The organism is Gemmata sp. (assembly GCF_051859125.1).
Taxonomy (GTDB): Bacteria; Planctomycetota; Planctomycetia; order Gemmatales; family Gemmataceae; genus Gemmata.
In genome coordinates this window covers 24,246-50,889 of record NZ_JBHYGG010000168.1, presented here as the reverse complement: position 1 = coordinate 50,889, position 26,644 = coordinate 24,246, and the positions used below count along the sequence as shown (strand labels likewise).

Below are 26,644 nucleotides of genomic sequence, written 5' to 3'. Positions count from 1 at the left end.
TGCGGGGCGCGGTACACTCATCATTCTCCCACCCGGAGGCTTGATCATGGCTCGTTTAATGCTCGGCGCTGCCATGTTGTTTCTGGCACAGAGCTCGTCTGCGACCTTTGCCGATGACGCCAAAGACAAGGTCAAACTACCCAAGATGCCAGTTGTCACGGTAGTGTTGTCTTTCTCGCGGGGGGCGAACGCGGACGCGGGGCTGAAGGAAGTAGTCGCCAGGCGTACGGACATAACCTATCTCGACGCTAACTCCCACGGCGTGACAGACGTGGGGCTGAAGGAAGTTGCCACACTCAAGAATCTCACCAGGCTTAACCTGAACAGCACGCGGGTGACGGACGCGGGGCTGAAGGAACTCGCGACACTCACAAACCTCACTGACCTAAACATCAATAACACCAATGTGACGGACGCGGGTTTGAAGGAACTCGCGCCGCTCAAAAACCTCACCACCCTCCGCCTCACCAGGACCAAAGTGACGGACGCGGGTTTGAAGGAACTCGCGCCACTCAAAGACCTCACCACTCTCGCCTTGGACGTGACACAACTGACGGATAAGGGGTTGGCAGTGTTGCGTGAGACTAATCTGCTCCACACATTGGGAGCCGGCGATCGAGGATCACGACCTTCCAAACCCGAGGAGGTCACCACGCTCTCCTTGCAGCACTACCACAACGTGACGGACGCGGGGCTGAAGGAACTCGTCGTACTCACAAACCTCACCAACCTCGACTTGACCTACACGAAGGTGACGGGCGCGGGTCTGAAGGAACTCGCCCCACTCAAAAAGCTCGCCACACTCTCCTTGAGAAAGGCACAGTTGACGGATGAGGCGTTGGCCGTGTTGCGTGAGACTAATCTGCTCCACACGTTGATAAGCGCCACCGACGTCAAAGGACAACGGCCTTCCAAACTCGAGGATGTCACCAGGCTCAGCCTCCACGGCGCCAATGTGACCGACGCAGGGCTGAAGGAAATTACCAAAATGGCGAACCTCATTACACTCTACTTGCACGGGACGCAGGTGACGGATGCAGGACTGAAAGAGTTGGCCGCGCTCAAGAACCTCACCTTCCTGGCTCTGGACCAGACGCAGGTGACGGATGCAGGACTGAAGGAGTTAGCCGCGCTCACGAACCTCACCCACCTCAGACTTCGGGAAACAAAGGTGACGGCCGCAGGGCGGAAGGAACTTCTGAAGGCGTTGCCGAAGTGCAAGATCGAAAGGTGACTATTCGGGGTCACCTGCTGACGCGCTAAATACCGCCCAGCAAAGGCGAAAGTGTCTGCGGGCCGAAATGCCTGGGTTTCTAAGCGGACCGCACGCTGTGCCACTTCCGCCTTAGCCGGGAGGTATTTAGATTCAGGTTCTCGTGATCGAAAGTGGCAGTGTACTTCGCGATGTAGGCGAGGGCAGTCTGCAATCCACCGTGCCAACCAATCGTTCAGTGATTGTGTTGCGGATAAAACGAAGCATAGGCGTCGGGTCGGTTGTCGCCAGCTATTCCGCTTCCGTCATCGCTCGCCCTCTGAACCGCTGTCCCCCAATGACACCCCGTTCCCCTCGCCGGCGACACCGGTGACGCGACCAACCCCTCCACGACCCCCGCCCGGGTTGGTTGCGGGGCGGGAGGCACGGGCCTGGACACGGTCGTTCCACATCTCGGATCGGGCAAGGGCGCGACGAGTTGCAGGCCTTCGTCCTTGCCGGGTGCGCCGGGGGCGACCCCGCCACGTTGCGGGCCGCGCTGGAGGAGGCCCAGGCCGGGTGGGACTTGATGGAGAAGCTCGACAACGGCTGCACCGCCGGCAACGGGTCAGTTCCCGACGACCAGCCTCACCATGTCGCCTTCCTGCACCGCTCGAACCGGCAGAACCACCCGCTGAGTGCTGCCGGGGCTCGCGCCCAGGTCGATCTGCCCGCCGGTCCACGGGAGTTTCAGGTCCGGGACGCCCACCACGGGCCGGACCCGCCCGTCGCCCGCCGCTTGTCGAACCTCCAGCGACACCTTCCGCTGGAACCCGGCCACACCCGCCGGCAGTGCGGGCAGCGGCAGGACGGTCGTGATCGACCCGCCCGGCTGCTGGAGGAACACACCCGTCGACGTCTCCGGTGGGGGCACGCCGCGGAACCCCCGAGAACAACTACTACCTCCTCGCGCCACACCCGTCCAGAAACTGCTTCAAGGTGACGAACTACAACGTTGGCGGTGACGCGGCTCGCCGTTTTCACACGGGGCTTCGCGGTGGTCGGTTGGTGGCCGCCGGTGACGGCGTGTTAGGCTCCAACTCGGTGCGAGTCATTTCGACGCGAGAGGTGGCCCGCCGGACATTTTTACGATTGTAAATCACTCGGCCCGCCCCTGTACAACATATATGCGATCGGACCCCTTTACACCGCGTCGAGGCCGCATGAACGGCCAGTCATTTCTCGGGAGTTTGTGGTGCCGCGTCTGGCACCGTCTTCAGGGCAACTGGGAGAGTCGCATCACGCGCGACCGGGAGGGCGCCCAGTGGTTCGCGACCTGCTCCCGCTGTGGTCGGTCCTTCCATGCGGAACAGAGTGCCGACCACGACTGACCGCGGTCGTCCGGGCAGTATCGGCCTCGGGACGAACGGATTGCCGCGCGGCAGGTGGGCCGAAATGCTCCCGCCCCAAGGCACGCCTTCCCGGCCGGCAACCCGCTGCCACTCCCCGGGAGCAGTTCAAGCGCCCAGCACCACCGTTCGACGCAGAAGGGCATCTCGCAGCCGGTCCCGGTGCCGTACGCCGCCCCGACCCCGGGCGTAGGGGAATCGTGCCTTCACCGACCAGGTGACTCCACTAAGTGAAACGTTTGACCGTTTCGCGTGCGTTACTGTTTCCGCACCCCGTATCGCGCACCCAGAGCCCGCCAGCCGGCTTTGCCAACCGCGTTCTCGTTCAGCTCAAGCGTAGTCAGCTTCTTGAGGTACGGTGACCCCGCCAGCGCCAGCGCCCCAGCATCGCCAATTCGGTTCCCCCACAGATAGAGTGACGTGAGGCGTGCGAGGGTGGGTGAGGTTGCAATTGCGACCGCTCCGGCGTCGCCGATCGCGTTGTTGTCCAGGTTCAGCGTCGTGAGGTCCGAACGTCGAGGGGTGGACGCGATTGCCGCCACCCCGGCGTCGGTGACCGAGTTCGCCTCCAGGTTCAGGGTCCGGAGGGCGGCGAGAGAGCCCGAGACTGCCAGCGCGGTCGTGCCCGCGTCCCCGATCCCGTTGCCGCCCAAGTTGAGCATCACGAGCCGGGACAGGTTTGGAGACTTGGCCAAGAATCCCGCACCCGTGTCCCCGATTCCGTTGTGGGTTAAGTTCAGGCTTTCCAAGCCGGCGAGTGCCAGCGACGAGGCGATCGCAGATGCGCCGGAGGCGCCGAGGTCGTTCGTCTCCAGGTCCAAGTGCCGCAACCGCGTGAGGTGGGGCGACGCCGCCAGCGCTGCCGCACCCTCCGCCCCGATGGCGTTCTCCGTGAGTTCCAGCGTGGTGAGGCTCCCGAGGTGGGGGGACGCCGCGATCACCACGGCGCTTTGGCACCCGATGTACTCGTCCACCACCCTCAAGTGACCGAGTCTGGACAGGTGAGAGGACGCGGCGATTGTGGCCAGGCCGTCGTCGCCGATCCCCGTCCCGTCGAGCGTCAGGATGACGAGGTTGGCAAGGTACGGGGTCGATCCCAGTGCGGCCGCACCGGGTTGTCCGATCTGGTTGTGCGCGAGGTGCAACGCGATGAGTTCGGTCAGGCCTGGCCAGGCGGCGAGGGAGACGAAGGCGTCGTCGCCGGCAACCCGGTCCCGCAGATCGAGGACTTCGGGCATGCCCCTCGTAAACACCCACGCCTCGAGCGGAGCAAACGCCACCCGCTCACCCACCCAGGCCGACCGGTGCGCGCCTAGCAGTTCGCTCTCCCTCACCCGGAGCGCCTCAGCTGGGTGATCCCCGTCGCCCGCACGGGCGAGCGCGACCTGCACGCGGATGAACTCCGCCCTCGCCTCCTCGCCCTGTTCCGCGAGCCAATCCGCGTAGGCCAGTCGCGGGGTGTCCTCGCCCGGGGCCGCCCGGATCGCTGCCGTTAACGCCTCGTGTTCCCACACAGTTCACTCCCCGAGAACTCACTCAACCTGTTGTCGTGCCATGTTCCCACACGCGACCGCCCGTTTCCAGGGCGTGACTGGGGACGGACCCCGCACACGACCTCCCGCGGTCGGGCTGTTCGTTGAGGTGGGGAGGGGTGCAGGAGCGAGGGAAGATGCACCGCTAGTACAATTGATTGCCAGACCGGTCTGCGGCCGCCGACAGGTCGCGGCGTTGTTCCATCGTGCGGCGGAGTGGCCGGGCCATAGTTCCGAGTCAAACGGGATCGGCCGTCTCCAGTACGTGCGGGGTCGTCGCGGGGTGCCGCATGAAGGACGGGTCCCCCTAGATCGCAACAACGGCCCCGCGGTGCGTCGGATTCGCGTGCCGGCATACCATTGCTGCGGCACACTCAGGCGGGGTAGCATGGTGCTGGGCCGCAAAAAGCCCTCTCCCCCGCAGCTCTCAACAGTGTTCAGGAACCCAGGTAACACGTGGGGCGGCATGAGCGAACAAACTCCCTTTCCGGTCGGGGTCGAAGCGTGGGCGGCCCTCAGAACATCGGCGCGGTGGGAGAAGCAACTGGCCGAAACCCTGGCGTCCGCTCGGATCCCGGTTTTCCTCCCCCTGATGACCCGGTTCACGACCTCGCACGGCAAGCGGCGGGCCGCCATCGTTCCCGTGTTCTCGGGCTACGTGTTCTGTTCCGAGCCGGACTTTCTGACGAGCAAGCTCCTCAGTCCGGGCACGCGCTCGCGGGTGGCCCAGGTGCTGCGGCCGCCCGACCGCGAGGCTCTGCGGATCGAGTTGCGGGGCATTGCGGACCTGCTCAAGGACCGTCACCTGGTTCAGGAGCGCCTCGTCGGCGGGGTCGGCGAGGCGGTGCGGATCACGGGCGGCTCCTTCGCCGGACACGAAGGGCGCGTGCTCCGGGCCAAACCCAACCGGTGGGTGCTCGTGATCGAAGTGTCGTTCCTGGGTGCCCGACTCGAAGCTGAGATCGATGAGCGGATGGTCCAGCGCGTCATTTGACGGCGTCGTGAGCCTAATCAGATTGACGCTTTACCGAACTAGCGTCGATTTCGAGTGAATCGAGAGTTGTGAGTTCACTCTGGGCAGTGGCACCGTTATAACGGGATCGCACCCCGAGACACATGCGGGCGGACTCGACGGCCTCTTGGGGCCGGGCGCGAGGCTCGCGGAGCGTTACCCGCTGTCGACCCGAATGCTGCGAATCGCCCACCTCGGCAAGTACTACCCGCCGTCGCCGGGGGGAATCGAGGAGCACACGCGGACCCTCGCCCGGGGGCAGGCGGCGCTCGGGGCCGAGGTCCGGGTGCTGGTCGTCAACCACGCGGACGCTTCGGGCCGCGACGCGACCTTCGAGCGGCTCACCCGGACGCACGACCGCGAGGAGTGCGATGGCCCGGTGCGGGTCACGCGGGTCGGCCGCGTGGCGAACGTGGCCAAGCTCGACGTCGTTCCGGGCCTTCCCGGCGCGTTTCGCAAACTGGTGCGGTGGCGGCCCGACGTCTGGCACCTGCACACGCCGAACGTGACCATGATGCTCGGCGTCCTCGCCTGTCCCGCGGCCCGGCCGCTCGTAGTCACCCACCACAGCGACATCATCCGCCAGCGCCTCCTCAAGCACCTGATCCGCCCTCTGGAAGGGGCCGTGTACCGCCGCGCCGTCCGGATCCTGTCGGATAGCCCTGGGTACGTTGATGGGTCTCCCTTGTTGCAGGGGCACCGTTCGAAAGTCGACGTCCTCCCCCTCGGGATCGACCTGACCCCGTTCCGCGACCCGAGCCCGGCCGCGCTAGCCACCGAGCGGGACTTGCGACTGAAGTACGGGTCGCCCCTGTGGCTCTGCGTGGGTCGATTGATCTACTACAAGGGGTTTCGGGTGGCAGTCGAGGCGATGCGATCGGTTCCGGGTAGGCTCCTGGTGATCGGCACCGGCCCGATGGAGGGCGAGTTGCGGGCGCTGACGGCCGACCTCGGCGTGACGGACCGCGTCGCGTTCCACGGGCACGCATCCGCCGACCAGGTGGTCGGCGCGTACCGGGCGGCGACGGCGCTGTGGTTCCCGAGTGTCGCGCGGAGCGAGGGGTTCGGCCTCGTGCAGGTGGAGGCGATGGCGGCGGGCTGCCCGGTCATCAACACCGCGATCCCGGGCAGCGGGGTGCCGTGGGTGTGTCGGCACGAGCAGGAGGGGCTGACGGTCCCGCCCGGTGACCCCGGGGCGCTCGCGGCCGCGGCAGACCGGCTGTTCGTCGAGTCAGATCTGCGGACGCGGCTCGCGGCCGGCGGGCGAGAGCGAGCCGCCGCCGAGTTCGACCACGGGGCGATGGCCGAGCGGAGTCTGGCAATCTACGGGGGCGTTCGGACCTAGTGGCACTCCCGCACATCACGTCCGTTGGAGCAGCGGTCGCAACCCGGAGCCCGGCCGCCGCGCTGCCGGGTGCCGCGGGAGCCCTGGGACTCGCATCTCCGTGGTGGCTGTACGGGTTCGTCGGCTTGCAGATGGTGCTCCAAACGGCGCTGCTGGTCCCCGGGCTCGGGCCGGGGCGGACGCTCCTGCGGATCGGGACCTTCGCGGTCAGTCTCGGCCTGCTGGTGGCAGTCCCCGCGGGCGGGCGGCGGCACCCGGTGGCCCCGCTCGTCGTGCTCCTCCTCGCGGTCCTCGCCCTGGGGCTCCTCCACCCCGGGCTTAACACGCCGACCGCCGGCGTCGCGACGGTCGTGTTCTACCTCGCGATCTGGTGCCCGGTGTTCTGGGTGCCGCGGATCGCGGTCACCCCGCTCGCGTTCGCGAACGTGATCTTGCTGCTCTGGGCGTTCCACACGCTCAGCGCCGCGGTCGGCGTGCTCCAGGTGTACGACCCGGGCCGGTTCGCCCCGGACCCGGAGTTCGTCAAGCAGATGTCGGGCGTGAACGCGGACGGGCTGATGGTCGAACTGAGTGATGGTACGAAAGTTTACAGGCCGGCCGGGCTGACCGACTCGCCCGGCGGGGCGGCCGGCTCGGGAAGCTTCGCGGCGCTCGTCGGGGTCCTCCTGTTCGGGGCGCGGGGCGTGGTGCCGAAGGCGCTCGGGGCCGCGTCCGTGCCGGTCGGCCTGTTCTGCATCTACCTGTCGCACGTCCGCTCCACACTGGTCGTCACGGCGCTCAGCATCGCGGGGCTGGTGGCGTCGCTGGCCGTGCGGGGGCAGGTCGGCCGGGCCACGGGGATCGCCGGGGTCGCCGCGGCCGCCGCGGTCGGGGCGTTCGCCTGGGCCGCCGCCGTGGGCACCGGCGTGACCGACCGGTTCGCCACGCTCCTCGACGACGACCCTGGGAAGGTGTACCACGCCAACCGCGGGCACTTCCTGGAATCGACGCTCACCGAGGATCTGCCAGCGCACCCGCTCGGGGCCGGGCTCGGGCGGTACGGGATGATGTTCGTGTACTTCGGCACCCCCACCAACCCTGACTCCCCGCCGCTGTGGGCCGAGATCCAGGCGACCGCGTGGGTGTACGACGGCGGGCTCCTGCTCCTGCTCGCCGGGTACACGGCCATCGGCGGGGCGATCGCCCACGCGGTGCGGTTCACGCTCACCCTGCGGGACAATGCCTCGGCCGCACTCGCCGCGGTCGTCGCCGGGTACGACGTGTCGGTCCTCATCAGCACCGCCGGGTACAGCACGTTCCTGAGCCAGAGCGGGATGATGTTCTGGGTGCTCAACGCCGCACTCTACACCGCGTTCGCGGAGGCCGACCGCCGGTGACCGGGTGGACGCTCGTGACCGGCGACTTCGTCACCACCGGCGGGATGGACCGGGCGAACTACGCGCTGGCCGAGTACCTCGCGGCGAGCGGGCGGCCGGTCGAACTCGTCGCGCACCGGGTGGCCCCGGACCTCGCGGCCCGGCCCAGCGTGACCGTTCGCACCGTCCCGAAGCCGCTCGGCGCGTACTCCCTCGGCCGGTTCCCGCTCGCGTGGGCGGGGCGGCGGGCGGGGCAGGCGCGCCTCGCGACCGGGGGGCGGGTCGTGGTCAACGGGGGCAACGCGCTCGTCGCCGACGTGAACTGGATCCACTACGTCCACGCCGCGTACCGGCCCACCGCCGCCGGGTCGTGGCGGAACCGGCTCAAGGCCCGGATCACCGACCGCATGAACCGCCGCGAGGAGCGCCGGGCGGTTCATGCCGCCCGCGTCGTCGTCTGCAACTCCGAGGTCACCCGCCGCGCCGTGATCGACCGGCTCGGGGTCCGGCCCGAGCGGGCGGTGACCGTCTACTACGGGTGCGACGCCGCCAAGTTCCACCCCGCGTCCGACGCCGACCGAGCCGCGCTGCGAACGAGGCTCGGGTGGCCCGCGGACCGCCCCGTGGTGGCGTTCGTCGGCGCGCTCGGCGACCGCCGCAAGGGGTTCGACACCGTGTTCGCCGCGTGGCACGAGCTGAGCAAGTCGCCGAACTGGGACGCGGTCCTGGTCGTCGTGGGGCGGGGGGCGGAACTCCCGCTCTGGGAGCGACGCGCGGCCGACGCCGGCCTGGGCGACCGCATCCGCTTCCTCGGGTTCCGCTCCGACGTGCCGGACCTGCTCCGGGCCGCCGACGCGCTCGTGTCGCCGACCCGGTACGAGGCCTACGGGCTGGGCGTCCACGAGGCGCTCTGCTGCGGGCTGCCCGCGATCGTCTCGGCCGGGGCGGGGGTCGCCGAGCGCTACCCCGCGGACCTCGCCGACCTGCTCCTGCACGACCCCGAGAGCGCCGCCGACCTCGCGGCCCGGCTCCGACACTGGCGGCACGAACCCGACGCCTTCCGCCGCCGCGTCGCACCGTTCTCCGAGGCGCTGCGGGCCGACACCTGGGACGTGATGGCCCGAACCTTCCTCCGCGCCGTCGGGGAGGCGACGTGAGCGAGATCGCTACGAAGACCGGGCACTACTACGAGAAGCAGCTCAACTGCAAGAGTTCCGTCATCGCCTGGAGCCACGGCGCGCGGTTCCAGACGGCCCGGCGACTCATCGGCACCGGCCCGGTGGGGCAACTGCTCGATTACGGGTGCGGGGACGGGACGTTCCTCGCGATGGTCGCGGACCGGGTCGGGACCGCGGTCGGTGCCGACGTGGCCGCGGACCAACTCCGCGACTGCGCCGAGCGGTTCGCGGACCGCCCGGGCGTGCGGTTCGCCCACGTCCGCGACCTCGCCGCACCCGAGCACGCCGGGGCGTATGACGTGGTCACCTGCATGGAGACCCTGGAGCACTGCCCGACCCCGGTCGTCGAGGTGGTGCTCGCCGACCTGGGGCGACTCTGCAAGCCCGGCGGCCGCGTCGTCATCAGCGTGCCCGTCGAGACCGGCCCGCCGTTCCTCCTCAAGTACGCCGTTCGAACGGCGGCCGCGTGGCGCGGGCTGAGCGACTACAGGTACTACGAGACCTACACCCCGTTGAACGCGCTGAAGATGCTCACCGCCGGGAAGGGCACCACTCTGCCGCGGCCCGTGTACGGCCCGCCCGGGGCCGAGTCCTTGTCGCACTACGGGTTCAACTGGCGGGCGCTGCGGGAGCGGGTCCGGCACCACCTGACACTCGACGCGACGCACTTCTCCCCGCTCGGGTGGCTCGGCGGGCTGGCGAGCAGCCAGGCGTGGTTCGTGTGCCGACCGAAGGGGGCCGCGTGAACACCCCGGCCGGCCCCGCACCGACCGAAGTCGTCCGCATCCGCCCGAGCGGCGGGTGGCGGGCCGTGAACCTCGCCGAGGTGTGGCGGTACCGCGAGCTGCTGTTCTTCCTCACTTTGCGGGACGTCAAGCTGCGGTACAAGCAGACGGCCCTCGGGGTCGCGTGGGCCGTGCTCCAGCCGCTCGCGACCATGACCGTGTTCGCCGTGTTCTTCGGCAAGCTCGGCAAGCTCCCGTCGGACGGCCAGCCGTACGCCCTGTTCGTCCTCGCGGCCCTACTCCCGTGGCAACTGTTCGCCTACGCCCTCACCCAGTCGAGCAACAGCCTTGTGGCCGAGCAGCGGCTCATCACCAAGGTGTACTTCCCGCGGCTCATCGTCCCGGTCGCGTCGGTCCTGTCCGGGCTCGTCGACTTCGGCGTCACCCTGGTGCTCGTGTTGATCGCGATGGCGCTGTTCGGCGTCGTGCCGACGGCCGCGATCCTCGCGCTACCGGTCCTCACGCTGTTCGCAGTGGCGACGGCGCTGGCGATCGGGCTGTGGCTGAGTGCCCTGAACGTGCAGTACCGCGACGTGCGGTACACGATCCCGTTCCTCACACAGTTCTGGCTGTTCGTCAGCCCGGTGGCGTACCCGGCGAGCATCGTCCCCGAGCAGTACCGCACCCTGTACGGTTTGAACCCGATGGCCGGGGTCATCGAGGGCACGCGGTGGGCCTTGCTCGGCACCGACGCCCCCGACTGGGGGCTTATGGGCGTGTCCGCCGCCGTGGTCGCAGTCCTGCTCGCCGGCGGGCTGTATTACTTCAAGCGGATGGAGAAGACCTTTGCCGACGTGGTGTGACCGATGAGTGACGTGGTCGTGCGGGTCGAGGGGCTCGGCAAGGAGTACCGGCTGGGCGGCCGGCCGGCGTACAACACGCTCGGCGAGCAACTCCGCAACTGGTCCCCGCTCCGCGGGCTCCTCGGCCGCGGGCGGGCCGAGGCACCGCCGCCGTTCTGGGCGCTCAAGGACGTGTCCTTCGAGGTGAAGCCGGGCGAGGTGGTGGGCATCATCGGCCGCAACGGGGCCGGGAAGAGCACGCTCCTGAAGATCCTGTCGCGGATCACCGAGCCGACCGAGGGAACGGCCGACATCCACGGCCGCGTGGGGAGCCTGCTGGAGGTGGGCACCGGGTTCCACCCCGAGCTGACGGGCCGCGAGAACGTGTACCTGAACGGCGCGATCCTCGGGATGCGGCGGAGCGAGGTGCGGGCGAAGTTCGACGACATCGTCGGGTTCGCGGAGGTGGAGAAGTTCATCGACACCCCGGTGAAGCACTACAGCAGCGGGATGTACACCCGCCTCGCGTTCGCGGTCGCGGCCCACCTGGAGCCCGAGATCCTGATCGTGGACGAGGTGCTCGCGGTCGGCGACGCCCAGTTCCAGCAGAAGTGCCTCGGCAAGATGGGCGAGGTCGCCAGGGGCGGCCGCACGGTGCTGTTCGTCAGCCACAACATGCAGGCGGTGGCGACCCTCTGCGACCGCGGCGTGCATCTCAAGCAGGGGCGAGTTCTGCGGGTGGGAACTGCTCGGGAGGTGGTGGGGGATTACCTCGCAGCGGCCGACGACGAAGCAGCAGTGCGTTGGGAAGGCGACGAGGGCGACGAAGATGTCCGGTTGCTCGAAACGTCGGTGAGCGGGGCCGCTGACGGGTCGTTTCGGACCGACGAACCGCTTCGAATTCGCGTTCGATACCAGCTCCGCCGTTCGATACTCGGCTTCATTTGTGCGGTGGAGATTCACAACCAGTTCCAGCAGCGCCTCGTGTACACCGCCGTGGACGACGTGCAAACCCCGCCCCCGACGGAGTCGCCGGCCGGCGAATATTGCTGGGAACTCGTGATCCCCCCGGACATCTTTGCCGCCGGCCGATACACAGTTGTGTTCGACCTTGGGATTCACAACGTCCGGCGAGTCATTCAGGATCAGGGCCGCTTACTCTTCGCGCTCGAAAACGTGTCGGGGCTCGGAAGGCGCTATCAGCACCATACGGATGTCCTTCGACCCGATTGGCAATGGGTGCCATTGCCGCTCGCGGGGGAGCCCGGAACCCCAACATCAGACTCCCACAGCGGTTCTCGTCCTGTTGCCACCGTCAGGGCAGTAGTTCCAAGGTGACGGTCGGACCCCCAGAAGTCTCGGTGGTCGTTCAGGGGCCAGTGGTCCCGATCGTCACTGCGTCCGTCCTCGATTCCGTGCGGCGGCACCTGCCGGGCGCGGAAGTGATCCTCTCAACGTGGAAGGGGTCGGATCTCACCGGGCTCACGCCTGACGTACTCGTTGAGAACGATGATCCGGGGCCGATTCCGACACCGGGCAAAACGAACAACGTCAACCGGCAAATTGTGTCCACCCGCAGCGGCCTCGCACTGGCTACGCGACGGTACGCGATGAAGTTGCGGAGTGATACCCGTCTCGGTGGAGCGCAATTCCTGGAGTGGTACTCGCGAAGCACAATGTGCCCCAGACCGAGCGAGCCGCGGGTGTTCCGAGAACGAATTTTGACGTGCCGGCACTTCACTCGGAATCCCGAACGCTCTCCGTGGCTGTTCCACCCCAGCGACATCTTCATGTTCGGCCTCCGTGAGGACGTGACCCGATTCTGGTGCGCGGAGTTGGTGTCCAGGTCGCCCCGAGGAATCAACAGTTCATCGACCGGCCCACGATTTACCTGTACGCCCCGCACACCGATGGTCTTCGCCGCCGTCTGGGGGGGCCAAGCGTGCGACCAAGCTCCCGAGCAATACCTGTGGCTCGCCTGTCTGCGCCAGTATGGCGGTCGGATTGCTCGGAAAGCCTCGATTCGGGTTCCGACTCCAACAAATCTGTGGCTGAGCGAGCGGAGTATGCTCGCGAACTTTTTCATTGCAGAACCCAGCGATCTGGCCATCCGACTTCCTCCCCGGATCGAGGCGGGTGAGTTTGGCTTAGCGACGTGCCACACGTCTACCTGCTACTCGACCCAGGAGTGGGAGCAACTGTCGGCCTTGTACTCCGAGAACCCGCGGCCGTTTAGTCGCGGTCTCCCGGTGCTGATTCGCCAGATCCGTGCGACGCTCCGCGACGAGCACATTTATCGCATCTGGTCGCACACGCTGTTCAATCGATACGGTGGCCTTCGGCGACGCATTCGGTCTCTCTTCAGCGGGGCGGGAAAGGCGAAGTAGCTGACCATGCTCATTCTTAGCCACCGCGGGTACTGGCGGGGTGCCGCCGAGAAGAACGCGCCGGCGGCGTTCGCCCGGTCGTTCCACCTCGGGTTCGGCACCGAGACCGACCTCCGCGACCTCGCCGGACGGCTCGTCGTCGCCCACGACCCGGCCCAGGCCGACGCGCTGGCGGCCGAGGTGCTGTTCGGCATCTACCACGGGGTCGGGGTCGACCTGCCCCTCGCCCTCAACGTCAAGGCCGACGGGCTCCACAAGCTCCTGCCCCCGCTCATTGAACGGTTCGCCGTCACCAACTACTTCGTGTTCGACATGTCCGTCCCCGACGCCCTCGGGTGGCTCAAGCTCGGCGTGCCGACGTTCACCCGGCACAGCGACATTGAAGAACACCCGCTGTACTACGACCGCGCCGCCGGGGTCTGGCTCGACGCCTTTGGGAGCGACTGGTGGACCCAAGACACGATCCAGAGGCACCTCAACGCGGGGAAGAGCGTGTGCGTGGTGTCGCCCGACCTGCACGGCCGCGACCCCCGGGCCGTCTGGGACGCGCTCGCGGCGAGCGACGTCCGCACGAACCCGAAGTTGATGCTCTGCACGGACCGGCCCGAAGACGCAAAGGCGGCGCTGCATGGGTAAGATCAAGGCCGTCGTGTTCGACATGGACGGGGTGCTGATCGAGGCCAAGGAGTGGCACTACGAGGCGCTCAACCGCGCCCTCGGGCTGTTCGGGCACACCATCTCGCGGATCGACCACCTGACCGCGTTCGACGGGCTGCCCACCAAGAAGAAGCTGGAGATGCTCAGCATCGACCGCGGGCTGCCCCGCGGGCTCCACGCGATGATCAACGACCTGAAGCAGGTGTACACGACCGAGATCACACACCAGAAGTGCAAGCCCACGTTCTCGCACGAGTACGCCCTGAGCAAGCTGAAGGGGCTGGGGTACAAGCTCGCGGTGGCGTCGAACTCGATCCGCCCGACGGTCGAGTTGATGATGGAGAAGAGCAACCTGCGGCCGTACCTGGACGTGCTCCTGAGCAACCAGGACGTGGCCAACGCGAAGCCGCACCCCGAGATGTATCTCGCCGCCGCGACCCGCCTCGGCCTGACCCCGGCCGAGTGCCTCGTGGTCGAGGACAACCCCCACGGCGTAAAAGCCGCCGAGGCCGCCGGGTGCCCGGTCCTGGTGGTCCAGGGCGTGGACGAGGTCCACCTCGCGAACATCCTGAGCGCCGTGAAGGCCACCGAGGGGGGCCGGACATGACGGTGCTGCCGTCCGAGATCAGCGTGGTGGTGCAGGGTCCGGTGGACCGGGCGCTGACGCCGCGGTGCCTCGCGAGCGTGCGCAAGCACCTCCCCGGGGCAGAGGTCGTCCTGTCCACCTGGAAGGGCACCGACCTCGCCGGCCTCGACTACGATCGCGCCGTCGAAAACGACGACCCGGGGGCGGTTGTCTGCACACGCTCCGAACCAAAGGTGTATTTCAACGTCAACCGGCAGATCGTCTCCACGGTGAACGGGCTGCGGGCCGCGACCCGGCCCTACGCGGTCAAGGTCCGGGCCGACATGGAGTTCACCGGCACCGGGTTCCTCGACCTGTTCGACCGGTACCCCGCGCGGGCCGCGGAGTGGCGGGTATTCGAGCGCCGCGTGGTAACCTGTACACTCCCTTCGCAGTCGGTCCGCCGCCGCGGGCTGTCATATAGCCCGAGCGATTGGTTCCATTTCGGGCTCACGGCGGATGTTCTGACCCTTTGGGACGTACCTCTCGATGTGGGAAATGGAGTAGGGCTGCACTTTGCTAACCGACCGCGTCCCTCGCCCGACCGGATGCCAGATTTCGTGTATCAGTTCATCCCCGAACAATACATCTGGATCAACTGCCTCCGGAAGTTCGGCCCACTCGAAGTCGCCCACCTCGGGGATCGGCGGCCTGGGCATTCGCGTCTCAGCGAGTTGACGTTTGCGAACAACTTCATCATGGCCGACGAGCGGATCCTGGGCGTATGGTTCCGAAAGTACCCTTTCCACCCGAGCAGTCGGTGCGGGTACATGTTTCACGACGAGTGGAAAATGTTGTACCGGGAGTACTGCGATCCGAAGTTCTGCGGCGTCAACCGTCGCAGGTACTGGACCGAGCACGTCAAGCGTGTCGGAGAACTCATGTGGTTCCGCGGGCGGAGCAGACTCCTCGCTTGGGTTGAAAGGAGGGAGCGCCCGTGATCTGCGTCCTCCCGATGGCCGGAGGCGACGAGGCGTTCCGCGAGCGCGGGTACGCGTACTGCAAGCCGCTCATCGAGGTCGCCGGGCGGCCGCTCCTCGAACACGTCTGGGACAACGTCCGCCCGCTCGGGGCCGACCGGTACGTCCCAGTCGTCCGCAAGGACGACGACCGCCGGTTCCACCTCGGCGACGTGATCCGCCTCACCATCCCGAACGCCGACGTCGTCCTCGCGAGTGGTCCGACGGCCGGCGCGGCCTGCACGGCGCTGCTCGCCGTCGAGCACATCGACCCGGCCCGCGAACTCGTCATCACCAACGGCGACCAACTGGTCCGCACCGACCTCGGCCGGGTCGTGGCCGACTTCCGCGCCCGCGACCTGGACGCGGGGACCATCACGTTCGACTCGGTCCACCCGCGGTGGTCGTTCGTGCGGGTCGGGGCCGACGGGCTGGTGACCGAGGCCGCGGAGAAGCGGCCCATCAGCCGGAACGCGACGGCCGGGTTCTACTACTTCCGCCGCGGGGCCGACTTCGTGCGGGCCGCTGCGGAGATGATTCGCAAAGACGCGAACGTGAACGGCGCGTTCTACGTGTGCCCGGCGTTCAACGAGATGATCCTGCGACACGCCCGGGTGGGCGTGTTCCCGGTCCCCCGCGAGGCGTACGTCTCGCTCGCGACCCCGCAGAGCGTCGAGGAGTACGAGCAGGCACTGGCCCGGGGGGCGGCATCGTGAAGGTGTTCAAGCTCAACGAGATGACCAAGGGTTGGTTCGTCGGCGACTTCGCCCCGACGGCGCTCCGCACGCACGAGGTCGAGGTCGCGGTGAAGCCGTACCGGGCCGGGGACCGCGAGGACCGGCACCACCACAAGGTCGCCACCGAGTTGACGCTGATCGTCTCGGGCGAGGTGCGGATGAACGGCACCACCTACCGTACCGGCGACATCGTGCTGATCGAGCCGGGCGAGTCCACCGACTTCGAGGCCGTGACCGACACGGCCACCGTGGTCGTAAAGGTGCCGTGCGTGGCCGGCGACAAGTACCCGGGGTGACTGCAGAATGCTGAACATCGTGATGCCGATGGCGGGCCGCGGGAAGCGGTTTGCGGACGCGGGGTTCACCACCCCCAAGCCGCTGATCCCGGTCCACGGGCGGCCCATGACCGAGGCCGTCATCGCAAACCTGCGGCCGGCGCGCCCGCACCGGTTCATCTTCCTGATCCTCCGCGAGCACGCCGCAGCGTTCGGGTTCGACGCCCACCTGCGGGCGTGGGCACGGGGCAGTGAAATCGTGTTCGTCGACCGGGTGACCGAGGGGGCCGCCTGCACGGTCCTGCTCGCCCGGCACCTCATCGACACCACCGACCCGCTCATGATCGCCAACTGCGATCAGTGGGTGGACGTGAGCATCGACGACTACCTCGCCACAATGGACCGCGACGCCGCCGACGGGCTCATTATGACCATGTGGGCCGACGACCCGAAGTGGTCGTTCGTGCGGTTCGACGCGGCCGGGCGGGTGGTCGAGGTGGTGGAGAAGAAGGTGGTGTCGAACGAGGCGACGGTCGGGGTGTACAACTTCCGCCGCGGGTCCGACTTCGTGCGGGCCGCCGACGCGATGATCGCCGCGGACCTGCGGGTGAACGGCGAGTTCTACGTCGCCCCGGCGTACAACCCGCTCATCGCCGAGGGGCAGAAGCTCGCGGTCTACAACGTGGGCAAGGAGGACGCCGGCATGTACGGCCTGGGCATCCCCGCCGACCTCGAACGGTTCCTCGCCAACCCCGTGTCGCGGAAGGCCGTCGCGTTCGTTGGTGCCTCGTGACACTGGCCCGGGTGAAGGCCGCCATCGAGCGGACTGCCGGAGCGGCGCTGCCGGTCCGGTTCTGGGAGAAGCTGTTCCGGTACGCCCTGCGCAGGGCGCACCGTGGCGGCGACCAGTTCCCGACGTACCACGCGCGCCCGAAGCGGGCCGACGGCGTGGGCGTGTGGTCCGACCGCCGCCCTGACCTGCCGACGGTGGCGGTGGTGCTCCAGGGGCCGCTGCTCCTCGTCAACGACTTCACCGTCGAGACGGTCCGCTTGTACCGCCGGACGTTCGCGGGGTGCCCGCTCATCGTCTCGACGTGGGAGGGCGAGGACGCCGCGGCCGTCGCCCGGCTCCGCGACGCCGGGGCCGAGGTGCTCCTGAACCGCAAGCCGAGCTTCGCCGGGTTCAAGAACACGAACCTCCAGCTCGTGTCGTCCCTCGCGGGCGTGCGGCGGGCACAGGAACTGGGGGCCGAGTTCGTCCTGAAGACCCGCACCGACCAGCGCATGTACGCCCCGAATGTTCCCGCGTTCCTCGTGGCCACCTGGACCGCGTTTCCCGCAGCCCCAGGGTATCGGCAGCGCGGCCGGCTCATCGGCTCGAGCCTCGGCAGCCACAAGTACATCATGTACCAGTTCTCGGACATGAACGTGTTCGGCCACGTCGCGGACGTACTGGAGTACTGGAGTTGCCCGCACACGAAAACCGCCGGGCTTCCACCCGACCACAAGAACGTCTTGAGCGAGGTCGCACGGGCAAACCCGCCGGAGCAGCACATTGTTGGGTCGTATCTCCGCTCGATTGGCAAGCCGATCGAATGGAGTCTCCCAGCGTACTGGCAATCGCTGGCCGACCACTTCGCTATTGTGGACCGGGCGGCGCTCGACCTCGTTTGGTTCAAGATTAGCGAGACGCACGAGCACCCACGACCTCGATACGCGGGGATTGAGGCGCTCCACGAACTCACCTTCGCGGAGTGGCTAAACCTTTGCGTCGGACTCTCCGGCAAGGATGCCGTACCTCACCACGAGATGTCCCAGAGTCTTAGCGGCGGGAGCCTGATATCGGCTCCACAGCGATGAGGATCTGGCCCAAGCTGATGCGGTTTGCCCACCGCGTTGTGAACCGTTGTGGGTCGGCGTTCGTCACGGCTCACGCGCGGCCGAAGTTCGCTGCGGGCGTGGGGACGTGGTCCGACCCGCTCGTCGAGCCGCTGCGGGTCGCGGTCGTCGTCCAGGGACCACCGGTCGTTGAGGATGACTTCACCCTCGAGTCGGTCCGCGTCTACCGCAAGCACTTCCCCGGGCAGCCCGTCATCGTCTCGACGTGGGACGGGACGCCCGCCCCGGTGGTAGAGAGCCTGCGGGCGACCGGTGCGGAGGTGGTGCTGAGCACGCCGCCCGCCGACCCCGGGCCGCTGAACGTGAACTTCCAGTTGGTCAGCACGCGGGCCGGGATCGAGCGGGCTAGGCAACTCGGGGCAAAGTTCGTTCTCAAGACGCGGGCCGACCAGCGGGTCTACGCCCCGAGCGTAGCCGAGTTCCTGGTGAACGTCCTGAAGGCGTTCCCGGTCACTACCGGATACCGGCAGCGGGCGCGGATCGTCAGTTGCGGGCGGAGCAGCTACAAGTTCGGGCTGTACCAGATCTCCGACCAGCTCCTGTTCGGCGACGCCGGCGACATGGAACTGTACTTCTCCGCCCCCCTGCGGCCGTCGGAACTGCCGCCCGACTACCGCGACGTGATCGGCCCGATCTGCCGGCACAAGTCGCCCGAGGCGTACCTCGCGTCGCGGTTCCTGGAGGCCATCGGGCGGCCGGTCGCGTGGACGCTCGCCGACAGTTGGGACTCCCTGGCGGGGCACTTCTGCGTCGTCGACCCGGCCTCGCTCGACTTGTACTGGCCGAAGTACGCCCCGCACGCGGAGTACGCCACGCACTACGGCGGCATCCTCTCGTCGCAACCGCTGGACTTCCGCGAGTGGCTCGCGCTACAGCACTGCCGGCCCGACCCGGCGCAGTACGAAGCCACCCTGACCCTCCCGCTCGCGGTCCCGCTCCCCGCCCCAGTCGTGAAGGGGCCGGGGTGACAGGAATGCACGTCGGGATCGACTGGGGGATGGACGGGTTCTCGGTCGGGAACGGCCAGTTCCGGTACGCGGTCGACCTCATCAACGCTCTGGCGGCGCTCGGGGCCGCAGCGCAGGTGACGGTGTTCGGCACCCGCCCCGAGCCGCCCGCGACGATTGTGAAGTGCTTCGCCGGCGGCTCGAACTGGGAGTGGGTCGCCAAGCCGCTCGCACGGGGCCGCGGGTCGTTCTGGGTCGACCAGTGGCGGAGCTTCCGGGCGCACCGCGGCCGCGGCCTCGAGGTCCTCCATGTGATCGACGCGACGCCACCGTACTCGCCCCCGTGCCCGGTCGTCGTCACGGTTCACGACCTGATGGCCGAAGTGTTCCCGCAGGACTATGCGGAGTGGATCACCGGTCGCGGCTACCGCCGGTGGCGCTGGCTCCTCCGGCACCGCGCCCAGCGACTCCTGGCGATCAGCCGCACGACGGCCGCAGACGTGCAACGGCTCTGGCGGGTTCCCGCACGGCGCATCGACACGGTTTACCACGGTACGGCCGGCTTCCCCCCGGCGGGGTTCGAGGCGTCCTGGTCGGCGACGCTCACAAGCCGCTTCCCGACCCTGGTCGGGCGTCGGTTCGTACTCGCCCCGTACAACCTCGAACCGCGGAAGAACCTGCCGGCTCTGCTCGCCGCCTTCCGCACCGTGCGAGCGCAGTTCCCCGACGTCGAACTGGTTCTCTTCGGGAAGGGGTCGTGGACCCCGGAGCGGGAGGAGCGCACGAGCGGGCTCCTCGCGAAGCTCGACCTCGCGGGTGCCGCCACCCGAACGGGCATCGTGAGTGACACCGAACTCGCGGCCCTGTACCGTGCGGCCGACGTGTTCGCGTTCCCGCCGCTGTACGAAGGGTTCGGGCTCCCGCTGCTCGAAGCGATGGCGTGCGGCGCGTGCGTCCTGGCGCGGAACGCCTCGGCGATGGCCGAGGTTGTCGGGGACGCCGGGTTGCTGGTCGAGACCGCCGACCCGACGGCACTGGCTGATGGACTGACTCAACTCCTGTCGAACGGAGCCGAGCGCGACCGCCTGCGGGCCGCGGCACGGGCGCGAGCGGCCACGTTCACCCCGGTGCGGATGGCCGCGGAGACATTCGCGGTGTACCGGAAGGCGGCCGCGCGATGACCGGCCCCCGCGTCGTTCACCTGAGCCCAGCAACGTTCGGCTCAGGGGGCTTGTTCGGAGGGGGCGAGCGGTACGCCCTCGAACTCGCCCGCAGCATGGCCGACGTCGTCCCGACCCGTCTCGTGTCGTTCGCCGACCGCCCGCGCCGCGAACGCATCGGCAACCTCGACGTAATCGTCCTCGGCCCGCCGTGGTACGTCCGCGGGCAGCGGCTGAACCCGGTTCACCCCAGCGTCATCCGCCACATCGCCTGGGCGAACGTCGTCCACTGTCACCAGCGGTTCGTCCTCGGCGGCACGCTCGCGGCCGCAGCGTGCCGGCTCACCGGGCGGCGGGTGTTCGTCTCCGACCTGGGCGGCGGCGGGTGGGACGTGTCCGCGTACCTCCCCGCCGTCCGCCACCTGTACCACGGGTTCCTGGACATCAGCCGCTACGCACGGAGCGTCGCGAACCACGACGCCGAGCCGCGGGCGTCGGTGATCTACGGCGGCGTGGACACCGAGAAGTTCTCGCCCGACCCGGCCGTGCCGCGGGAGCCGCTCGTCGTGTACGCCGGGCGGTTGCTCCCACACAAGGGGGTCGATGACCTCGTGGCCGCACTCCCCGAGGGCCTGTCACTCGAACTCATCGGCCGCCCGTACCACGACCGGTTCCTCGCGGACCTGAAGCGGCTCGCGGAGGGGAAGCGGGTGACGTTCCGGGCCGATTGCGACGACGCCGATCTAATCCGCGCGTACCGCCGGGCGCTCTGCGTGGTGCTGCCGAGCGTGTACCGCGACCGGTACGGCACCGAGTCGCGGGTGCCCGAACTGTTGGGTCAGACCCTCATCGAGGGGATGGCGTGCGGCACGCCGGCCGTCTGCACCGACGTTGCGAGCATGCCCGAGATCGTCGAAGACGGCGCGACCGGGTTCGTCGTGGCGCCCAACGACCCGGCCGCCCTGCGGTCGGTCCTGGAGCGCTTCCGCGACGACACGACCGCGGCCGCACGCATGGGAACCGCCGCCCGGCAGCGGGTGCTCGACCACTTCACCTGGCCCGCGGTCGTGAAGCGGTGCCTCGCAGCGTACAACGGCGAGCGGTCAGCGACCTGATGCGTATCCTGCTCTGTTGTCCGGTGACCGTCGACCCGAAGTACGGGGCGGCGAAGGTCTACATCGAGGTCGCGGCCGCGTTCCAGCGGCTCGGGTGGGACGCAACGCTGATCGGCCCGGAACAGGTCGGCGTGCGGCCGCACACGCGCGAGTACCAGTTGGCACTCGGCGAGTACCTCCGGGCGCGGGCCGCGGAGTTCGACGTGGTCGAGTACGAGCACGACAAGCTCCCGTTCCCGCGTGCGTCCCTCCCGGCCGGCCCGCTGTTCGTCGCGCGCTCGGTCCTCCTGATCCACAACGTCCTCGCGGCCCGCATCCCGCCCAGGCCCGGGGGGCGGGCGTGGGTCGGGCACCACTTGTACGGCCGAGCGCGGCGGCGGGCGCTCGAACGGATCGTCGATGACGCGACGGTCACCTGCCGCGAGGCGGACCTCGTGAACGTCCCCACGACCGACGACCGCGACGCACTCGTGCGCCACGGGATCGACCCGGCCCGCATCGTCGTCTTCCCCTACGCCCTGACCGCGGAGCGGCGGACCGAGTTGGGCCGCGCGACCCCCGGGGGCGACCCGCCGACCGTCGCGTTCGTCGGCACGTTCGACCCCAGGAAGGGGATGCGGGACTTCCCCGCGATCGTCGCGGGCGTGTGCGATCGGGTGCCCGACGCGCGGTTCCGGTTGATCGGCACCCGCGGCATGCTCCCGACCGCTGCCGAGGTACTCGCGGCGTTCCCCCGCCGCCTCCGCGACCGAATAGCGGTGACCCCGTCGTTCCAGCCGAACGAGTTGCCTGCGCTGCTGTCGGGATGCTCCGCCGGCGTGTTCCCGTCCGCGGTCGAGGGCTTCCCGTTCGGGGCACTGGAGATGCTCGCCGCCGGCCTCCCGGTCGTGGCCTACCGCGTCCCCGGCCCCACCGCGATGCTCGGCGACGAGTTCCTAGTGCATCGCGGGGACATCACGACAGTGACCGCAAAACTGGTGCAACTTCTGACCGACACCAACGCGCGATCAACGGCGAGCGACCGGGCCAGAGCCCGCGCCGGCGAGTTCTGCTGGGACGACATCATCGGCCGTACAGCGCCGGTGTATGCGACTCGGGTTTCCACGCACGGTTCTCTCACTACATCGCTGAATGCTGGCTCGCGTCGGTTCGCCGAATAGGACGCCGAACGCACGCATTGAAGACGAGAGGTGGCACATGCTGAAGCGCATCGCGCGGGCGGTCCTTCCGCCGAGAGTTCGTCAATGGCTCCAGCGCCGCAAGCTACAGCGCCTCGCGGCCGCGTTCCCCCGCCGCGTCGTCCGCCACCGGTACGGAACGGTCGACTTGAGCATCGAGCTAACGGACCCGCTCGGCCAGGGGTGGTACGACCACGACTGGGAGCCCCTCCCGGAACTCGAGTTGCTGAGCCGGTCGCGGCTGAGGGCCGGCGCACGGGTCTTCGACTGCGGGGCGCACCAGGGGGTCGTCGGCCTGATGCTCGGCGACCGCGTCGGGGCGGCCGGACACGTCGTCCTGGTCGAAGCGAACCCGCACAACGCTGAGATGTGCCGGCAGAACGCGACCCGGAACCTGATGCCCTGGGTGACCGCTGAGCACGCGGCGATCTCGGACGCCGACGGGCAACTCCAGTTCAACGCCGGGTGGAACGGGGCAGTCGGGACCGTCAGCGACTACGGTGGCCTGATCGACGTTCCCGCCGTGACCATCGACACCCTGACGGCCCGCTACGGGCCGCCGGACGTCGTGTTCATCGACGTCGAGGGGTACGAGTGCCACGCGCTCCGCGGGGCCGCCAGGACCGCCGCCACGCACCCCGACTGGTTCGTCGAGGTTCACCTCGGCCCGATGTGGTCCAGGTCCGGGAGCACCGCCGCGGAGGTGTTGTCGCACTTCCCAGCGGACCGGTACGACCGGTTCGTTCACCTCGAAGGATGGGTGGCCCCCGTACCTTTAGAAAGTGCCGATCCGACCGTGCTCGAAGCGCGCTTCTTCCTGACCGCTCTAGCCCGCGCGACCGACCGCGGTGCGTGAGACCCGGCCGGGTGGTGCCACTCAAAGTTGGGCGATTCTCACGGGTGAGTACCCGCCGGAGCCAGGCGGGGTCAGCGACTACACGCGGCTCGTGGCGGAGGGGCTCGCGGCGGCGGGGGACGCGGTCACCGTGTACGCCCCGCCCGGTGACGCGACCCCGCACCACCCCGGCGTTACCGTTGTGCGGCTGCCGGACCACTTCGGCCCCCGCGGGCTACTCGAACTCGACCACGCGATCGCCCGGCGGCCCCGGCCCGACCGCGTCCTCGTGCAGTACGTTCCCCATGCGTTCGGCTGGAAGGCCATGAACGTGCCGTTCGTTCTGTGGGTCGCCCTCCGTGCCAGGCGGCTCCCGCCAGTGTGGGTGATGTTCCACGAGGTCGCGTTTCCGTTCTCGTGGCGGCCCGCCCGGTACGCGCTGCTCGGGTCGCTGAACAACCTCATGGCACGATTGCTGGCCGGCGCGGCCGACCGCGTCCTCGTCTCGGTCCCCGGGTGGGTGCCGATGCTGCGCCGCGTATGCCCAAAGGTCCGGCGGCCCGAGTGGCTCCCGGTGCCGTGCAACGTCGGCACCGTGGCCGACCCCAACGACGTGGTCGCCGTCCGGAGTCGGTACTCGCCGGAGACCGAGGCGCAGCTCATCGGGCACTTCGGAACCTACGCTCCCCATGTGGGGGACGTCCTCATGCGAGCCCTCACCGAACTCCTTGGCCGATTGTCCCGCGCTCGGGTGCTGCTGATGGGCCGCAACTCGGACCGCTGGCGCGACGCTTTCGCCTCGCAGGTGCCGGCACTGGGTGACCGCATCCACGCGACCGGCGAACTCCCCCCGGACCGGCTCCCGGCCCACCTCCGGGCGTGCGACCTGCTCGTCCAGCCCTACCCCGACGGCGTCAGTTCGCGGCGGACGAGCGTGATGGCCGGGCTCGCGAACGGCGTCCCCGTGGTCACCAACCTCGGGCCACTGAGCGAGTGGGTCTGGGCGCACGGGGCCGTCGCCCTCGCGCCCGCGTGCGACCCCCACGCCCTGGCGGAGCTCGCCGCCCACCTGCTCGCGGTCGAACCAGCCCGGTGCAGTGTCGGCGCGTCGGGACAGGTGCTGTACCGCGACACGTTCACGCTCGCCCACACGATCACGTCGATGCGAGACGGACTTTGACTCGACCGCGGCGGCTCCTGACCGTGGGCCGATCCTACGTCGTCGGCCTCAACCGTCGGCTCGCCGACGAGATGGCCCGCGAGGGCCGGGGCGCGTGGGACGTCACGGTCGCCGCCCCGACGTACGTCCACGGTGACCTCCGCCCGATCCGCCTGGAGCCGTTACCCGGGGAAGCGTGCCGGGTTGTTCCGGTCACGCTTTACGCGACCCGTCACCCGCACCTTATGTGCTACGGACGATCCCTCCGTCGACTCTTCAGCGACCGCTGGGACTTGGTACATTGTTGGGAAGAACCCTTCGTGCTCGCGGGCGCTCAGATCGCCCATTGGGCTCAACGCTACCGACTCAGTTGGTACACGTTTCAGAACATCTCCAAGCGGTACCCACCCCCGTTCTCATGGATCGAGCACTACGTGTTAGGTCATGCGGCCGGTTGGATCGCAGCGGGGGACACGGTACAAGCGGTCCTCGGCACACGAACAGATTACGCGACGAAGCCCCACCGGGTCATCCCCCTGGGTGTGGACACGACTGCGTTCCGCCCCGACGCCGCGGCCGCGGCCGCCGTGCGGGCATCGCTGGGGTGGGCCGACCCGGGACCGCCGGTCGTGGGCTACCTTGGACGGTTCGTGGCGGAGAAGGGCGTGCGGCTCCTGGCGGCCGCACTCGATCTCGTGCGTTCGCCGTGGCGAGCGCTGTTCGTGGGGGGCGGGCCGCTTGAGAGTGAACTCCGCGCGTGGGCGGCGCGACATCCGGACAGGGCCCGGGTTGTCACCGGCGTGCCGCACGCGGGCGTCCCCGCCTACCTGAACGCGATGGACGTCCTCGCCGCCCCGAGCCAGACGACCCCGCGGTGGAAGGAGCAACTCGGCCGCATGCTCATCGAGGCGATGGCGTGCGGGGTTCCGGTCGCAGGGTCGGACTCGGGCGAGATCCCGTTCGTCATCGGCGACGCGGGCGTCGTCCTCCCCGAAGCCGACTCTCTGGCGTGGGCGGCGGGTCTCGGGGCGCTGCTGGAAGGCCCCGCTCGACGGGCCGACCTGGCACGGGCCGGTCTCGCCCGTGTCCACGCCGAGTTCACCTGGCCGCTCATCGCCCGCCGGCACCTGACGTTCTTCGACGAACTTCTCAGCAGCCAACCATGACACACCAAACGGTAGATCTCGAGCACATGTACCGCACCGCCGATCGCGTCCGTGCGGCGGGGCTGACGGGCGACACGTCCGCCCTGATGTACCAGGGGTACGTCGAGTTCGTCCGCGCGTTCGTCCCCGCGGGATCTGTCCTCGATGTGGGATGCGGCAACGGTTGGTCGTCGCACTGGTTTGCGGAACAGGGTTTGGATGCCACCGGAGTCGACCTTAACCCCCGCGCGTTCGAGCCGGCGGTCCGGGCCGACCTCCGCTTCGTCGAGGGGAACGCGACCCGTCTCCCGTTCCCCGACGGAACGTTCGACGCCGTTGCCGCCCACGCCTGTCTCGAACACATCTCCAATCCCGAAGGGGCGCTGCGGGAGATGATCCGCGTCGCGCGGCCCGGGGGTGTCGTGTGCGTCGTCGGTCCGAACCTCCTCAGCTTCGGGCAATCGTTCCGGGCGCTGACGCGCTACGTCTGGCAGGCCCGCCCTCAGCGTCGGATTATCTTCCGGGACGCGGAAATGCCGCGGCATCCGTTCGGGAACACACTCCCGGAAGCCCTCGCGTACCTCGCGTACCACCTGTTCCTCGCCTCGCAGAAGTGCCTGTCCCGCCGCCCGGCGTTCACGATGCGCCGGCCCGACGATCGGCCGCCCTTCCACGCGGACAACGACGCCTGCTACCTCTGCAATCCCATCGACCTCGCTCGCTACTTTCGGCAGCGCAATTGCGAGGTCCTTCGTGACGCGGCCCTGGGACGACCGGGTTGGACGCGCCTCATCGCGGGCGGGACGTGGATCGCCGCACGAACCCCAACCCGGCGATGACACCGGTCCGGCTCGCGGTTGTGCGGGACGTTCACACGGTGCGCTCATTGGTTCCCGCTATGCGCCGGCCTTTACTGACTTCCAGGGCTCACTGCTAACCCTCCATCACGGACCCGATGCCAGATTCCAACCCCTTG

The 26,644-nt window shown here is 68.6% G+C and carries 26 protein-coding genes and 1 pseudogene; 25 read left to right on the top strand and 2 right to left on the bottom strand.

The features are described 5' to 3' along the window. The first annotated feature begins 46 nt into the window (after positions 1–46). Positions 47–1,234, top strand: coding sequence for a leucine-rich repeat domain-containing protein (locus ACTIGN_RS15675; RefSeq protein WP_439625441.1), 1,188 nt, complete (start codon positions 47–49; stop codon positions 1,232–1,234). 586 nt (positions 1,235–1,820) lie between these two features. On the opposite strand, the gene ACTIGN_RS15670 is transcribed toward ACTIGN_RS15675, so the two are convergent. Next, positions 1,821–2,126, bottom strand: coding sequence for a hypothetical protein (locus ACTIGN_RS15670; RefSeq protein WP_439625439.1), 306 nt, complete (start codon positions 2,124–2,126; stop codon positions 1,821–1,823). 732 nt (positions 2,127–2,858) lie between these two features. Next, positions 2,859–4,115, bottom strand: a complete 1,257-nt coding sequence (locus ACTIGN_RS15665; protein WP_439625437.1) for a TIGR02996 domain-containing protein — start codon at positions 4,113–4,115, stop codon at positions 2,859–2,861. 406 nt (positions 4,116–4,521) lie between these two features. Here ACTIGN_RS15665 and nusG point away from each other — a divergent pair, with 406 nt between their 5' ends. The 24 genes and pseudogenes from nusG (at position 4,522) to ACTIGN_RS15545 (ending at position 26,507) form a co-directional block, all read left to right on the top strand. Beyond that, on the top strand, positions 4,522–5,127 hold the full coding sequence (nusG, locus tag ACTIGN_RS15660; protein ID WP_439625435.1) for a transcription termination/antitermination protein NusG: 606 nt from the start codon (positions 4,522–4,524) through the stop codon (positions 5,125–5,127). A gap of 193 nt (positions 5,128–5,320) precedes the next feature. After that, a complete protein-coding gene (locus ACTIGN_RS15655; RefSeq protein WP_439625433.1) occupies positions 5,321–6,490 on the top strand; it encodes a glycosyltransferase in 1,170 nt (389 codons plus the stop codon). Beyond that, the gene (locus ACTIGN_RS15650; RefSeq protein WP_439625431.1) at positions 6,490–7,866 is read left to right on the top strand and encodes a hypothetical protein; all 1,377 of its coding nucleotides are present in this window, start codon (positions 6,490–6,492) and stop codon (positions 7,864–7,866) included. Before ACTIGN_RS15655 ends, ACTIGN_RS15650 begins: the two co-directional genes overlap by 1 nt. Continuing rightward, complete coding sequence (locus ACTIGN_RS15645; RefSeq protein ID WP_439625429.1) at positions 7,863–9,002, top strand: glycosyltransferase family 4 protein; 1,140 nt, start codon at positions 7,863–7,865, stop codon at positions 9,000–9,002. Before ACTIGN_RS15650 ends, ACTIGN_RS15645 begins: the two co-directional genes overlap by 4 nt. Continuing rightward, positions 8,999–9,769 carry a class I SAM-dependent methyltransferase gene (locus tag ACTIGN_RS15640; RefSeq protein ID WP_439625427.1) on the top strand — a complete coding sequence of 257 codons (771 nt, stop codon included), beginning with the start codon at positions 8,999–9,001 and terminating at the stop codon, positions 9,767–9,769. The genes ACTIGN_RS15645 and ACTIGN_RS15640 overlap by 4 nt, the downstream gene beginning before the upstream one ends. Next, positions 9,766–10,611, top strand: a complete 846-nt coding sequence (locus tag ACTIGN_RS15635) for an ABC transporter permease (protein ID WP_439625425.1) — start codon at positions 9,766–9,768, stop codon at positions 10,609–10,611. The genes ACTIGN_RS15640 and ACTIGN_RS15635 overlap by 4 nt, the downstream gene beginning before the upstream one ends. A 3-nt stretch (positions 10,612–10,614) precedes the next feature. Further along, positions 10,615–11,928, top strand: a complete 1,314-nt coding sequence (locus tag ACTIGN_RS15630; protein ID WP_439625423.1) for an ABC transporter ATP-binding protein — start codon at positions 10,615–10,617, stop codon at positions 11,926–11,928. Beyond that, the gene (locus tag ACTIGN_RS15625; RefSeq protein WP_439625421.1) at positions 11,826–12,977 is read left to right on the top strand and encodes a WavE lipopolysaccharide synthesis family protein; all 1,152 of its coding nucleotides are present in this window, start codon (positions 11,826–11,828) and stop codon (positions 12,975–12,977) included. Before ACTIGN_RS15630 ends, ACTIGN_RS15625 begins: the two co-directional genes overlap by 103 nt. A 6-nt stretch (positions 12,978–12,983) precedes the next feature. Then, positions 12,984–13,613 (top strand): hypothetical protein, encoded by a 630-nt coding sequence (locus ACTIGN_RS15620; RefSeq protein WP_439625419.1) that lies wholly within the window; start codon positions 12,984–12,986, stop codon positions 13,611–13,613. Then, a complete protein-coding gene (locus ACTIGN_RS15615) occupies positions 13,606–14,241 on the top strand; it encodes an HAD family hydrolase (protein ID WP_439625417.1) in 636 nt (211 codons plus the stop codon). Before ACTIGN_RS15620 ends, ACTIGN_RS15615 begins: the two co-directional genes overlap by 8 nt. Beyond that, positions 14,238–15,200 (top strand): WavE lipopolysaccharide synthesis family protein, encoded by a 963-nt coding sequence (locus ACTIGN_RS15610; protein WP_439625415.1) that lies wholly within the window; start codon positions 14,238–14,240, stop codon positions 15,198–15,200. The genes ACTIGN_RS15615 and ACTIGN_RS15610 overlap by 4 nt, the downstream gene beginning before the upstream one ends. Next, on the top strand, positions 15,197–15,934 hold the full coding sequence (locus tag ACTIGN_RS15605; protein ID WP_439625413.1) for a glycosyltransferase family 2 protein: 738 nt from the start codon (positions 15,197–15,199) through the stop codon (positions 15,932–15,934). The genes ACTIGN_RS15610 and ACTIGN_RS15605 overlap by 4 nt, the downstream gene beginning before the upstream one ends. Further along, entirely contained in the window at positions 15,931–16,251 is a 321-nt protein-coding gene (locus ACTIGN_RS15600) for a hypothetical protein (RefSeq protein ID WP_439625411.1), read from the top strand. Before ACTIGN_RS15605 ends, ACTIGN_RS15600 begins: the two co-directional genes overlap by 4 nt. 7 nt (positions 16,252–16,258) lie before the next feature. Continuing rightward, complete coding sequence (locus ACTIGN_RS15595; protein WP_439625409.1) at positions 16,259–17,023, top strand: glycosyltransferase family 2 protein; 765 nt, start codon at positions 16,259–16,261, stop codon at positions 17,021–17,023. Continuing rightward, entirely contained in the window at positions 17,020–18,090 is a 1,071-nt protein-coding gene (locus ACTIGN_RS15590; protein ID WP_439625407.1) for a WavE lipopolysaccharide synthesis family protein, read from the top strand. Before ACTIGN_RS15595 ends, ACTIGN_RS15590 begins: the two co-directional genes overlap by 4 nt. Positions 18,091–18,188: 98 nt before the next feature. Further along, positions 18,189–19,097 carry a WavE lipopolysaccharide synthesis family protein gene (locus ACTIGN_RS15585; protein WP_439625405.1) on the top strand — a complete coding sequence of 303 codons (909 nt, stop codon included), beginning with the start codon at positions 18,189–18,191 and terminating at the stop codon, positions 19,095–19,097. Positions 19,098–19,102: 5 nt separating this feature from the next. After that, positions 19,103–20,257, top strand: coding sequence for a glycosyltransferase family 4 protein (locus ACTIGN_RS15580; RefSeq protein ID WP_439625403.1), 1,155 nt, complete (start codon positions 19,103–19,105; stop codon positions 20,255–20,257). Then, positions 20,254–21,351, top strand: coding sequence for a glycosyltransferase family 4 protein (locus ACTIGN_RS15575; protein ID WP_439625401.1), 1,098 nt, complete (start codon positions 20,254–20,256; stop codon positions 21,349–21,351). Before ACTIGN_RS15580 ends, ACTIGN_RS15575 begins: the two co-directional genes overlap by 4 nt. After that, positions 21,351–22,511 (top strand): glycosyltransferase family 4 protein, encoded by a 1,161-nt coding sequence (locus tag ACTIGN_RS15570; protein ID WP_439625399.1) that lies wholly within the window; start codon positions 21,351–21,353, stop codon positions 22,509–22,511. Before ACTIGN_RS15575 ends, ACTIGN_RS15570 begins: the two co-directional genes overlap by 1 nt. Before the next feature lie 37 nt (positions 22,512–22,548). Continuing rightward, positions 22,549–23,385, top strand: a complete 837-nt coding sequence (locus ACTIGN_RS15565) for an FkbM family methyltransferase (protein WP_439625397.1) — start codon at positions 22,549–22,551, stop codon at positions 23,383–23,385. Then, positions 23,378–24,544 (top strand): glycosyltransferase family 4 protein, encoded by a 1,167-nt coding sequence (locus ACTIGN_RS15560; protein ID WP_439625395.1) that lies wholly within the window; start codon positions 23,378–23,380, stop codon positions 24,542–24,544. Before ACTIGN_RS15565 ends, ACTIGN_RS15560 begins: the two co-directional genes overlap by 8 nt. Next, positions 24,457–25,065, top strand: a pseudogene (locus tag ACTIGN_RS15555) (hypothetical protein); the annotation flags it as partial. The gene ACTIGN_RS15560 and the pseudogene ACTIGN_RS15555, both read left to right, overlap by 88 nt. Next, positions 25,066–25,689 (top strand): glycosyltransferase, encoded by a 624-nt coding sequence (locus tag ACTIGN_RS15550; RefSeq protein ID WP_439625473.1) that lies wholly within the window; start codon positions 25,066–25,068, stop codon positions 25,687–25,689. It begins immediately after the preceding pseudogene. 26 nt (positions 25,690–25,715) lie between these two features. Continuing rightward, positions 25,716–26,507 carry a class I SAM-dependent methyltransferase gene (locus ACTIGN_RS15545; protein WP_439625393.1) on the top strand — a complete coding sequence of 264 codons (792 nt, stop codon included), beginning with the start codon at positions 25,716–25,718 and terminating at the stop codon, positions 26,505–26,507. Positions 26,508–26,644: the final 137 nt, after the last annotated feature.